At 31.4% G+C, this 12,569-nt stretch carries 11 protein-coding genes; 8 read left to right on the forward strand and 3 right to left on the reverse strand.

The genetic code is table 11. The features are described 5' to 3' along the window. Window positions 1–2,880: DUF7149 domain-containing protein (locus EZL74_RS11015; RefSeq protein WP_131476670.1), on the reverse strand; the 2,880-nt coding region annotated here is incomplete at its 3' end. Between the two features lie 156 nt (window positions 2,881–3,036). Between EZL74_RS11015 and EZL74_RS11020 the strand changes: the two genes are divergently transcribed. The 8 genes from EZL74_RS11020 (at window position 3,037) to EZL74_RS11055 (ending at window position 11,487) form a co-directional block, all read left to right on the forward strand. Then, complete coding sequence (locus EZL74_RS11020) at window positions 3,037–3,831, forward strand: SIR2 family protein (protein ID WP_131476671.1); 795 nt, start codon at window positions 3,037–3,039, stop codon at window positions 3,829–3,831. A 350-nt stretch (window positions 3,832–4,181) separates the two neighbouring features. Next, complete coding sequence (locus tag EZL74_RS11025; RefSeq protein ID WP_131476672.1) at window positions 4,182–4,472, forward strand: helix-turn-helix domain-containing protein; 291 nt, start codon at window positions 4,182–4,184, stop codon at window positions 4,470–4,472. A gap of 113 nt (window positions 4,473–4,585) precedes the next feature. Continuing rightward, window positions 4,586–5,836, forward strand: coding sequence for a type II toxin-antitoxin system HipA family toxin (locus EZL74_RS11030; protein ID WP_131476673.1), 1,251 nt, complete (start codon window positions 4,586–4,588; stop codon window positions 5,834–5,836). An 876-nt stretch (window positions 5,837–6,712) separates the two neighbouring features. Then, entirely contained in the window at window positions 6,713–7,006 is a 294-nt protein-coding gene (locus EZL74_RS11035) for a hypothetical protein (RefSeq protein WP_131476674.1), read from the forward strand. 126 nt (window positions 7,007–7,132) lie between these two features. Next, the gene (locus EZL74_RS11040; RefSeq protein WP_131476675.1) at window positions 7,133–7,771 is read left to right on the forward strand and encodes a hypothetical protein; all 639 of its coding nucleotides are present in this window, start codon (window positions 7,133–7,135) and stop codon (window positions 7,769–7,771) included. A gap of 27 nt (window positions 7,772–7,798) precedes the next feature. Beyond that, window positions 7,799–8,677, forward strand: coding sequence for a T9SS type A sorting domain-containing protein (locus EZL74_RS11045; RefSeq protein ID WP_131476676.1), 879 nt, complete (start codon window positions 7,799–7,801; stop codon window positions 8,675–8,677). 103 nt (window positions 8,678–8,780) lie between these two features. After that, window positions 8,781–9,869: a tetratricopeptide repeat protein gene (locus tag EZL74_RS11050; RefSeq protein ID WP_131476677.1), complete on the forward strand. Its 1,089-nt coding sequence runs from the start codon at window positions 8,781–8,783 to the stop codon at window positions 9,867–9,869. Window positions 9,870–10,647: 778 nt separating this feature from the next. Beyond that, window positions 10,648–11,487, forward strand: coding sequence for an RteC domain-containing protein (locus tag EZL74_RS11055; protein ID WP_131476678.1), 840 nt, complete (start codon window positions 10,648–10,650; stop codon window positions 11,485–11,487). A 68-nt stretch (window positions 11,488–11,555) separates the two neighbouring features. On the opposite strand, the gene EZL74_RS11060 is transcribed toward EZL74_RS11055, so the two are convergent. Beyond that, window positions 11,556–12,281 carry a hypothetical protein gene (locus EZL74_RS11060; RefSeq protein WP_131476680.1) on the reverse strand — a complete coding sequence of 242 codons (726 nt, stop codon included), beginning with the start codon at window positions 12,279–12,281 and terminating at the stop codon, window positions 11,556–11,558. Window positions 12,282–12,420: 139 nt separating this feature from the next. Further along, complete coding sequence (locus EZL74_RS13310; RefSeq protein ID WP_262708131.1) at window positions 12,421–12,543, reverse strand: hypothetical protein; 123 nt, start codon at window positions 12,541–12,543, stop codon at window positions 12,421–12,423. Window positions 12,544–12,569: the final 26 nt, after the last annotated feature.

A 12,569-nucleotide genomic window follows, 5' to 3' on the forward strand; every position in this document is an offset into this window, starting at 1 on the left:
ATAATCGCTGGTATTATTTATACTAAAATTTTTATCTAAAATACAAGCTTTTGTTTCTCCTTCATATTTTGCCTTTTCAGATATCAATATATTGGTATCAACAGTAGCCGTATCAAAAACTTGGACACCACCAAAGTCAATCAATATGACTGGATTACTCTTCTCAACAAAGTATTTTCGAAGACTTTCACCATAGGCAGCCCGCATCCATTTATTCGAGGTTATAAATGCCAAATACCCCTTAGGTTTTAAAAGCTTGATTCCTAATTCGTAAAACAAACTATAAATATCACCTGTCTTGATATAAGTTTCGTAACTCATCTTTTCTAAGTCCGTACTTATTTGTCCTAACTTTTGTAACTGAATATAAGGAGGGTTACCTATAATACAATCAAAACCTATAAACTTACCATCATTATCTAATACTTGCGGAAACTCAAACCGCCATTCAAACGAATCCTCATAAATAACATTGTTAAGAATGTTCTGTTTTTCATTCTCAAGTTTAACCAACTTGCTTTCGGCACTTTTTAAGTTGGCTTTTAAATCTTTAGAAATTGGTTCGCCCCATTGCAAAGCGGTGTTTATTTTAGTTTTCAGCACATCAACTTCTCCCCTGGCTTTAGCTATTTTCTTTTTAAAGGGATCATCTATATTGGTTTCAAAATTGTTTTTAATGGCCTTAATCAAATCCATCATTTCTCGCTTCTCCTCTTTACTCTCTGCATTCTGATAAGTAGTAACGGCTTCCTTATAGCCTTCAATAGTCCACTTACTTTGTTTAAGTGCGTGTTGCAAATCCGATTCTAATGGAAATCGTGATATTAATGAGTTCCCGGCCTTAATATTGATGTCAATATTAGGTAAGGTTTCTAATTCTTTATAATCAGGACCTTTGTAATAAGCATTCTTCAATAATTCAATCCAAAGGCGTAATCGACAAATCTTAACAGAATTGGGGTTAATATCGACACCATATAAGCAGTTCTCAATAATGGTTTGTTTTTCGGTAAAGAGAGTCTCTTGAACTCTTCTGCTTTCTTCACTTATTGGGTTATACTGAAAAAAACTACCATCCCTGTCATCAAACACCATGAGTTCGTCATTCTCTATAATGATTTTATAATTCTTTAAAAGCCTACCTTTCTTGTCACATAGTATTTCTAACTTACTCTTAATCGATATGATTTCATTCAAAGCAGAAACCAAAAAATGTCCGGAGCCGACAGCGGGGTCACATATTTTTAAACTGTTTATAATATAGTTGGCTTCTTCAATATCATACTTCTTATTTTGTAAATCAATAAAGGTTTTACAATCCCATCCCTTAACTTCATTAAACTTTTGTACTACCACTTTTCTTATGGCTTCTCGACACATATACATGGTTATAAACCCGGGAGTAAAAAAAGAGCCATCTTTGTACCCGTTTATTTTTTCAAAAATCAAACCAAGTACTGACGCATTAATCAGTGTTTTATTATCCTCCTGTATATCTTCTGAGCCTTCACTGGCAAAATCATAAGCATCAAGAAATGAGAAAAAATAATGCAGCGCATTCAGTTCCCCAGTCTTCTTCTTACCAAGCGAGTCTTTAATTACTGTTGAAGAAAGTAATGGCAACATCTTATTATCTTCCAACTGAGATATTGGGAACATTTGATGCTCCATATCAGTCATTTCAAACAAGGAACTATTCAAATAAGGGATTTTGTTAAATAAATGCTTTACATCTGTATTTCTTTCATCATTCTTTTTAGCCAAAACTTGAAAAAATAAGGTATTCAAATTATCATAATCCTTGATTTTTTCTGCATTTAAAAAAGAATAGTCTCGGTTACCCTTTTGATACGATATTAATTGTGCTTCCAATAGTTTCAGAAACAATATCCTGTTAACCCACGTAATCGTTAACTCTAAAGCTATAGAAAAAAGGCGTTGCTCGTCATTCTCGCCATAATGCTTCGGATTGTCAAGTCTTGACAATTTGTCCATACTATCCAATTGCATTATGGCGTTCTCTAATAAGGAGCCCGAAAATCGTTGACCTTCTTTATTACGTTGAATTAGTTTTTTGCCACCTTCCTTTGTTTCCGTCAAACCGATAATGTGCAATAATTCAGTATAAAAATTTTTATCTAAACTATTGCTGTCATTTGAAAAGGAAAGTTTTAATAAATGCTCCGGTGACAACAATTTATAAAGAGCAATTAATTGCTTATCATCTTCTTTGTTAGCATTTCGCAAAGGTTTATCATAACTACGAATATCAAAATGAGTAAATTCAATGGTTGCCGGTAATGTAGCTATAAAAGGTTCTGCAATCTCATTATAAAAATAATCGGTACTGCTACCGGAAGCTCTCTTATTTTCAAAATCAAGAAACTGTTTTGCAAAAGTTTTATTCTCAGCAAATTGCTTATTAAATAATTGTGCATCAAAAATAAACCATTCATAAATATTGGTAACAACTAGTTGCTTGAGCTCAGTATTTTTATGCACAATACGTTCACGCATATAGTAATAAACCAATTCATGAAGCGCCTTTTTATTTAAATTTGAGACAGTGATCATTTCTGTTTTATTAGTTGGCTTTTTTGCCTCAATGATTACGCCAACAAAACTAGAAGGTTCTTTACCGTTATGAATAACCAAATCATTTTTCCCTTTGGTATTAACAAAATAATTGGGTTCATAATATGTTTTTTTCAAAAATGAAATGACAAGATTTTTATGAAACTCCTCTGACTCCTTTTCATTAATAGTATCAAGGAGATCAATAAGATTATTTTTGAATAGTTCAATAAAGTTTCTGCTCGGTTTTATTTTTAAAAATGCCTTATTAATGGCTTTTCTCGGTTCAAGAAGTGTAGTATTCATAATGTTGGTTGATGTCCTTTGCTATATGGTTCATCAAACTTACAAAAATATAAGATATATCTTTGATATATAAATTAGGACATCAGGAAAACACAATCTCCAAATCCTTTTTAAAAATGTGCCATATTTGAAATCAAAAAACGTAACATCAATTCAATGTCAGCAGATAATAACAAAATAGCCATTCTGGTTGGTGCCGGCGCAGTAGAGAACGCATGGGAGCCCATCCTAAATTGTTTCAGACCAATTAATGGTCATGAAACAGATGCAGATAGTATCAACATCTTATTGGCTAAATCCATCTGTGCTTTGCGTCTGTATTCTAAATCGCCCAAGGGTATCGTTCAGTTAAAAGAAGAACTGGAATCAATTAATTTACTTAAAGAAGTTATTTGTGATGCATTGAAACTCGGCGAGAAAACAGGAATACTAAAACCGAGAAAAGAATTTAGTACTATTTTGGATAGGTTCGTTTTATCCAATCCAAGCAATTTATTTGGAATTGTAACTACAAATTGGGACACCGTTATAGATAAGGAAGTTGACCGCTGGGTTAAAGATAGGTATTATGATATTCAAAGTATTAAAGTATTTCATATTCACGGCAGCATTAAGTCGCACGAACACCTCTACCTACCCTCCGAAACCTCTATGGAAAACTACAGGAGTGATGAAGAAAATGATAAAATAGGATATGCACACTATACAACTTATAATTTCCTAAAGGAGGCAAATAGCCTAATTCTTTATGGTATCTCACTAGACCCTTTGGATGCAGAATTAACCTTGTTGCTTAACGGAGTTTTTTCACCTGAAACATCAATCAGGGAGATAATAATTATAAATCCTGAGTATCAAAAAATCCGAAAAAGAGTCAACATATTACTGTTCCGAAAGAACCATATCACCATCCGATGCTTTCATCCTGAAAATTTAGACATAGAGTTATAGGAAGTGTAAAATTAAACTTTACAAAAAAAAAGAGTTAAGTGCTTAAACTTGATTTTTAAAATCTATAAAAGCACAACAAACAAAAGTGTTCGGGTACAAAGAATTTAATAAACTAACCAAAGTTTCGTGAAATTAGTCTTTTCGATAAGGTCATGTTAGTAGTTTTCCCGCAATACATAATTTTAATGTTCTTATTTAAAATAAAAATAATAAAATAGCACTAATGAAACTACTTTTTCAACCTGAATATGATACTCATCTAGGAAATAATGCAAATAAAAAAACAACACAATGTTTGTTATTATGAACATAAATACTAATTTTGTCTATAATAATGAACATTTAGTAAAATGAACAGAAAAAAACAAATCGTTTTTCCTAAGCATCTAATGACCTTAGAACAGATGGGTGAAAACATAAAGTTAGCTAGGAAAAGAAGAAAGCTTACGGCTGTTCAGGTAGCAGAACGGGCAGATATTGTGAGGACTACTTTATATCAAATAGAAAAAGGTAATCCTAGTGTGGCTATTGGGGCTTATTTTAATGTACTGAGAGTATTAGGACTACAGGATGATTTTCTTAAACTCGCTGCCGATGATGAATTAGGAAGAAAACTCCAAGACCTTGAACTCCTTAAATAGCGACAAAACGTCAGTTCGAGTGACCCGATACAATCGGGGTGACCCGAGGCGTAGCCGAATAGAGCAAAGCTAATCGAGAACATTCTAAAAATCTAACCATCTAAAAATCTAAGATGTCTAAAAAAACAGAGATATACGTCTACGCCCACTGGAAGGGAATGCCCGAACCAAAACTCATTGGAATACTAGTAGCACAACAGGCGAAAGGAAAAAAAGCATTCAGCTTTGAGTATGATAATGACTGGCTCAAGACTGGGCAAATGTTCTTGCTTGATCCGGACATACAATTATACGGAGGACCACAATATCCAAAACAAAAAGAAAACTTCGGGATATTTTTAGATAGTATGCCCGATACATGGGGACGTACCTTAATGAAGCGCAGAGAAGCACAATCAGCAAAAGAGAACAATGAAAAACCAAAAACACTCTATGACATCGATTTTCTGCTAGGAGTATATGACGAAAGCCGGATGGGAGCATTGCGATTCAAAACTAACCCAAATGGTGATTTTTTAGACAATAACAAATCTACTTCTACTCCACCTTGGTCATCAATTAGAGAATTGCAAAACGCAGCACATATCTTTGAAAATGACACCGAAAATGAAGATGTAAACAGGTGGTTATCGGTACTTATGGCGCCGGGTTCATCGCTGGGTGGTGCAAGACCAAAAGCCAATATTTTAAATAATGATAAAAGTCTTTGGATTGCAAAATTCCCTTCTAAAACAGACTCTATAAACAAAGCGGCTTGGGAATATCTATCATATATACTGGCTTCAAATTCCGGTATAGAAATGGCACCGTGTCGCATTGAAAGAATATTGGGCAAACACCATACATTTTTCACGAAACGTTTCGACAGAGAAAATGGAGAAAGAATTCACTTCGCATCGGCTATGACTATGACCGGAAACAACGAAGATACAATTCGTAATACTCCGGCAAGTTATCTGGATATTGCCGAATTTATAAGTAATAATGGAGCTAACGTAGAAACAAATTTACACCAACTGTGGCGGAGAATCATCTTTAATATTGCTATTTCAAATACGGATGATCATTTACGTAACCATGGTTTTATATTAACCAAGGAAGGCTGGATTTTATCACCGGCCTATGATCTTAATCCTTCTATAGATAAGGATGGTTTGTCGCTAAATATTGATACCGATGATAATAATCTAGATTTTGACTTGGCTAAAAGTGTAGGTCAATATTTCCGCCTAAACGCTTCCCAGATGGAGGAAATAATTAATCAAACTACAACAGCAGTAAGCAACTGGAAATCAATAGCAAAAGACATAGGTATTTCAAGAGCAGAGCAGGAATTGATGGAAAAAGCTTTTTTCAAAAAATAAAATAGAAATATATCCTTAATAGAGATTAATCTATTAGCGGTCATCACTACTATATGAAGTTGTGGTACGTTGTGTGCTAACCAAACTTTGTAAATTAAAGATTTAGAACTGTAATACCTACACAATATAAATTGATTGCTACTTCTTATTTGGAGGAATTCTGACTTTAACTGGACAATATTTTTTTTGTGTCAACCGGTAGGTGCGAACACAAAAAATATGTATAAACTTATAACAAAAGGAAGACGCATTGTATTTTTTGATTACACAGTATTACAAAATCTACACTGACACAAATCAAAAGGTTTAGAGGCCAATAATGTAATGTCCCGTATTGTAAGATAGGACATTTCATAATTAGAGATAATCATGTTAAAAAAAAATATTTTTTGGACTATACAAATTATCCAATCTGCAATCAAACATTTAACAATATTGAAATTTTAGAGTGCTCTATAGTTTACAAAAGTTGCAAAAGCAGTTTTATGACAAAAAGAACTGAAAATTTGGCTTTTTTTTTAAGATTGCATGAGCTACCCTAAATGTACAATGACAATTCCGTAAACAATTATAAAAGAATAACAAAGTCAATTATACCTCAATACAATAATAAAATTACGTGTTTATACGTATTGAAATTTCATTTATATTATTGTCAATTTGTCTCACTCTGATTTAATCAGAGTGTTATTTTATTCTTATTAAAATAGAACGATAAAATAATTAAAGAAAATAAAAATATTTAGGGTAAACAAAGTTTCATATCACTTGATTTCAAGTTGAAAAATCATTATCGAGCAAAAAAATCACAATAGAAATTTGAATAACCCATAAAGATTAATACTCAAAAAGAATAATAAAAAACGAGAATAAATTATGGTAAACTACGATGAAAATGACTTGGTCAATGATGATTATGTTAATACTACTACTCAAGGAGACAATCCAAATTACACAGCAATTCGTGATCGCGAAAGAGTAAACAAGAAAGAGCTCTACGAAGTTGTTTGGTTTTGTGATGCCTTTGTTAAAGACTATAATGTGCCTAAAACAAAGGAGAGTTTTCAAAAAGTTGAAAAATTACTTAGGCTCCCTCAAATAAGCGGCGTGGTCATGAGAGATGAACTTAATGATTTTGTGGCAAAAAATTGGAATGCTGGATTAGTTTAAAATAATAGATTATACGTACATTCACTTTAAGTAAAAACTTGAATATTAATATGATGATAATTACAGAAAAGTGAATAAATAAGTTATAAAATTAAAAAATGAATAGACAAAAATAAAAAGACAATAATGAAAAGAATATTACAATTCGGATTAATACTTGCAGCCCTAAATACACATTCTCAATCTGCTGGAAGTTTAGATACTAGCTTTGGTAATGCTGGAAAAGTAATCACATCTATAAACTCAGGGGCTGATAAAGCCTATGGTGTTGCATTACAATCAGATGGTAAAATTGTTGTTGTAGGTGTAACAACCAATACAGCAACTGGCAAAGATTTTGTTTGTGTCAGATACAATCCTAATGGAACCTTAGACACTTCATTCGGAACCGGAGGTATAGTAACAACTGATATTCAGTTAGGAAGTGATGATGTTGCTTACAGTATTGCAATTCAAAGTGACGGAAAAATAATTGTTGCTGGGTATAGTGACGATGGTAGTCAAAAAAAAGCGGCTCTCATTAGATACAATACAACCGGTTCCATAGATACATCATTTGGAACAGCAGGAAAAACATTAACCCCATTTGAACTAACTCAAGCAAGTGAAATCAAAGTAATAAAAATACATGCTTTGACAGGAAACATAATTGTTGGCGGAAATACACAGGTAACAACAAATAAAGCAAAACCAGTTATAGCAAGGTATACTAGTTCAGGCATATTGGATACAACTTTTAATACTACAGGGATTAAATTATTATAGATTGACAGCCTTGATAATCAATATCTAATGACTGTTGAGGATTTGGTTGTCCAATCAAATGGGAAAATTTCTGCTGTCGGATGGAGTGATTTTCCAACTATGTCGTACAGTAACGATAATTGGGCTTGCAGAATTAACTCTAACGGAACAATGGATACAACATTTTCGACTGATGGCGTAAATAAATTTAATGGATCATTTAACGGTAATGACAGAGCTTTCTCAATGATCTTAAAATCCGATAACACTATTGTAGTTGGAGGAAGTAGTGATGTTTCAGCCCAAAGTTATGCCTATGCCATGTTCGAAATTGCTCCATCTGGTGTTTTAGGAAGTACATCAAATCAAATTTCAATTCCGTTTAACGCATTAGATAAATCATATCCTTATGGATTAGCTGAAGACATAAACGGTAAATATGTATTGGTTGGATCAACGGGCTCCACCACAAATAGAACTTTTTCTTTAGCAAGGGTAAATGCAAATTATACTATCGATACTAGTTTTGACACCGATGGTAAAGTTACAACAACATTTGGTGCCAACGCTTTGAATGAGGCTTTTGACATGGTTATTCAACCCGACAATAAAATCATTGCTGTTGGATATACCGGAAACGATTTTGCAATTGCCCGATATTTAGGTACAGATAACCTATCTGTCAACGAATTCGAAAACCAGAAGCTAATAAGTATCTATCCAAATCCGACAAAAAATACTTTAAATGTTGATTTAATCAATAAAAATCTAACAAATAGCAAATATCAAATTTTAGATTTAAACGGTAGGATTATATTAGAAGATAATCTCAACAATGATACAAACCGTATCAATGTAGAAAGTTTATCAAACGGTTTATACATATTCAAAATTGAAAACTTATCAGCGAAGTTTGTTAAAGAATAAATAAATTATTACTAGCAGAAGCGACTTTTGGAAACTATCTAAAAGTCGTTTCTGTTTATTCAATACCCATCTTTAAATACTATTAATAAATAAGTAATTGTTTGTGAAAAAAATAATCAATATATGTCACAATAAGTATCTAAACTATACTTGCATACTTTTGGGAGTGACCTCAATTTTTGTAGTATCATATTCTCTGAATTCAAATACTTTTGCAGAGTTTATTAAAATTGCAAGCACTCTATTATTACTACAACTTTTTAGTTTCTTAATAGGTAGCTTCCTTGGTTTTCTCTTCGGTTTTCCTGCTCACAACAATATCCAGTTTAACGAAAAATATCAAAGAAACTCTTCGCTAAAAGAAATTACCAGTTGGTTGACAAAAATAATTGTTGGGGTAACTTTAATAGAGCTAAAAGATATTTTCATTTACTTACAAATTATAGTACGTAAAATTTCATACTTCATACAACATGACGACAGCCATGTTGTAATTATAAGTAGTATCTTGGGAATTTATTTTGTTCTGGGATTTATTGTCCTATACATTCTGTCTGTAACAACTATATTTGAAGAATTAGTAATCAATGATAAAAACATTGATTTCTTGTTAAGCGAACAATCAATGAATCCAAACCCACTAAACATTGATAATATTGACAATGTATTAAAGTCTGATTTTTCACAAATTGATAATGCCTCAAAAGAAAGAGTTTTACGATATGTATCTAAATACGGCCTAAATAAATTAGAACCACTATTAACAAAAAGATTGGGTAAATTTTTGCTAGCACTCAAAGAATACGATAGTGCAGCTAAAGCTTATGAAAGTGCTTATTACAGAAATAAACAAGATAAATATAGTTTACTTAATTCTTGTTTTATCAAAAGCAAGTATCTAAAAGATTTTGACAACTCAAATAGAATTTTAAAAGAGTTCATTAATGAAAATCCTGATTTTGCACCGGCACATTATAATTTAGCTTGTAACTACTACAGGGAATATTTGGAATTTTGTGATACTGATGATAATGAATACGTACTGAAATTAAAAGATAAGGCAAAAGAGAAATTGAAAAAAGCTTTCGAATTAGATAAAGGATTATATAGTGAAGCACTCAAAGATTCAGCTTTAGCAGGACTGGAAATAAATGAAATCTTCAAAGAATCAAAAAAAGAAGAAAAAGAATGAATCTATTTTTTAAAAAAAATATTGCTGTTACAATATTTATACCTAAATTTACACCAGTATTGCGAGAACTTATTAAAAAAATCAATTAAATACGTAAGCTATGAGAGTTCAAGATTTAACTACCATTTAATAAGCAGTATTTATTAAAGATAAACAACAGCCGGAAACTATTTTCCGGCTTTTTTTATAAAATCTATTTTCTTTAAAATAATTGTCTCTTCACACTTAGTCTGGTTAATTAATGATTATATCAGATAAATCAAAGAACTTAAGGATTAGAAAATGTAAATAAGTCTTCTCTCTATTTAAATTGTGTCGTTTGTTTGTTTTAAAATTATAAAAAGGATCTTGTAATAAGCTTTAAAAGCACAGTTTCATTTTCTGAAAATGAATAATATTTTTAATACGGATTCTTCTATCAAGAAATATAAAAAGTAGTCCGGCATAAACATTCAAAACAAGATACAGTCATGCAATGATTGATAGTTTATAATAAAAACAACATCACAAAAACTCACCATTCCTTCAGAAACCTGAACTTATCTGTCAATATATATTATTCTGTTATCCTATTAAATTTTAGAAAATATTTTTGTTAAGTAAAACTCAAGAAACAACTGCCAAAAAATATAATTACTAAAACAAATATTTCTTTGCTGAATAAACAGTATGCAATTCTGGAATTTATACTATTCAATTCAGGAATAAGGCATATTCTGATTTGTATAATGCAATGCATAAAAAATAGATTTGCAAAATAATACAATTGGCATATCTTATGAAATTTTTTACTTCAAGCCTGCTTTCAGAACTCAATAATCAATTAGAAGTAGTCCATTCATCATACCCAGAACCCATATTGTATGCTGAACAGGCAGTCTTGATATCAATAAAAAAACTGGAAGAATTAAAAACATTTTTCATTAAATACAAATTCGAAAGCAGACACGAAGAAATAGAATTTTTCAAAACACTAAAACCAAAATTTGTTTCAATACTTATATATTATAATGAAATTTACAATATTGAACTAAACAAGCCTATAGGACACAAGAAAGCACTAAAAAGGCACTACAGCTGCCATATCAAAAGATTAAACAATTTTTTCAAAGAAAATGCCGAATTCATAAAATATAGCAAATCACAAAACAATTATCTTGATAAAAAATATTTTTTGAGGAAAAAACACGATATCCGATTAACTTTAGATAGCTTCTATTTTCAATCAGATTATAACTTCTCTACTTCTCATGACTACAAAGTGGCCCAGATTATGGCAAATGAAAAATTAATAAATCATCTCGAAAATAATATAAAAATTCTCAGGTTCACTAAACCTCAAATAACAAATAAAAATGGTAATTCTTTAAAATGGACAGGGTCAAAAGTAGCCTTAGTGGAACTAATATACGCACTACATGCAGATTCTGTAATTAATAATGGTGACATTCGTTTAAAAGAAATTGCACTGGCTTTTGAAACAATATTTAATATCAAATTAGGCCAGTTCAATCGCACATTCCTTGAAATATGTAATCGCAAAACAATTGATAAAACTGTTTTTCTCAATACACTCAAAGAAAAACTGTTGGTTCGCATTGAAAACAGTGAGAAATAATAAAAAGAAAACCTCTCCGAAGAGAGGTTCTCAAAAGTGGTATTTGAAACGTATTTTTAAATTAACTTTTATAGTTTGTTCTCAACTATCCCGGTTACAACAGCACGCATTATAGCTTCTTCTTCACTTTCATCTGCACCGTCTACAGAGGCAAGAATATTCCCCACCATCAGAGCCCATTCAGGATCTTTATTTTTTTTAGGCTTTTTCTTTTTTGCATAAGCTGAATATCTGGCTATAGAGGTTGTAATCAATAGCACTTTCTTTTCCTTTTCCGAATACTTTGCGTTTTCTAAAACTTCATTCTCATATGAGACAACATAATCATGAATCGAACTGTAATCTTCCTGGCTATTACAAAGAAACAAAAAAGAAGAAATAAAATTATCTAAACTTTCTTTAGCTTCAATACTCTCAAGTGAAGCATCAATAATTTCATTTTGACAACTCTCCAACCTAGATGCAATATAAACAACTCTTTCAGTAGAACAAAAATTATAAGGAATTTCTTTTATTAACACCCTAAAAGATTGTGTCATATTCGCAATATTGGTAACAGTAGTTATAATTTCCGGAATGGTTGACGGATAATTATCATTATAGTAATACGAAAATAAGATTTCATTGTGAATCTTCCCTACACGGTCAAACGGATTATTTTTATTGGCCGGAATTGAATCAGAACTTTGAAAATCATATCGGTGAAAACTACTCTCTTTTGCTAAATCAAAATGGTTTTCATTACATGATAAAAAAAACGGAAACAGAATTAAACATAATCTAAAAAAATTCATAATGGTTAATGTTTTAAAAATGGTACTGATTGTTGTTACATCAGTTCATTTCTCCCGGGATAATTTGAACAATTAGGTCAGATTTGAAATAATCAAATCCCTTTGAATTCATGACAAAACTATCCTTATGCTTCAAGCCCTACAAACCATCAAATACTTGATTCCAGAATTTAAAGTGTGTAATTCTGGAATTCAATACATCATCAATAATGCCCAAAATACAATCGTTCAAAAACAGATATTCAAACAATACTAACGTCATACTCTTTGTTTTTGAAATCATGCATC

It is taken from the genome of Flavobacterium silvisoli (genome assembly GCF_004329815.1).
Taxonomy (GTDB): domain Bacteria; phylum Bacteroidota; class Bacteroidia; order Flavobacteriales; family Flavobacteriaceae; genus Flavobacterium; species Flavobacterium silvisoli.

What these genes read in the sequence shown, in the direction of transcription:
- EZL74_RS11035 (WP_131476674.1), top strand. Translation starts at nt 6,713, where the DNA reads ATGGTAAACTACGATGAAAATGACTTGGTCAATGATGATTATGTTAAT.
- EZL74_RS11060 (WP_131476680.1), bottom strand. Translation starts at nt 12,281, where the DNA reads ATGAATTTTTTTAGATTATGTTTAATTCTGTTTCCGTTTTTTTTATCA.
- EZL74_RS11055 (WP_131476678.1), top strand. Translation starts at nt 10,648, where the DNA reads ATGAAATTTTTTACTTCAAGCCTGCTTTCAGAACTCAATAATCAATTA.
- EZL74_RS11030 (WP_131476673.1), top strand. Translation starts at nt 4,586, where the DNA reads ATGTCTAAAAAAACAGAGATATACGTCTACGCCCACTGGAAGGGAATG.
- EZL74_RS11020 (WP_131476671.1), top strand. Translation starts at nt 3,037, where the DNA reads ATGTCAGCAGATAATAACAAAATAGCCATTCTGGTTGGTGCCGGCGCA.
- EZL74_RS13310 (WP_262708131.1), bottom strand. Translation starts at nt 12,543, where the DNA reads ATGACGTTAGTATTGTTTGAATATCTGTTTTTGAACGATTGTATTTTG.
- EZL74_RS11040 (WP_131476675.1), top strand. Translation starts at nt 7,133, where the DNA reads ATGAAAAGAATATTACAATTCGGATTAATACTTGCAGCCCTAAATACA.
- EZL74_RS11025 (WP_131476672.1), top strand. Translation starts at nt 4,182, where the DNA reads ATGAACAGAAAAAAACAAATCGTTTTTCCTAAGCATCTAATGACCTTA.
- EZL74_RS11045 (WP_131476676.1), top strand. Translation starts at nt 7,799, where the DNA reads ATGACTGTTGAGGATTTGGTTGTCCAATCAAATGGGAAAATTTCTGCT.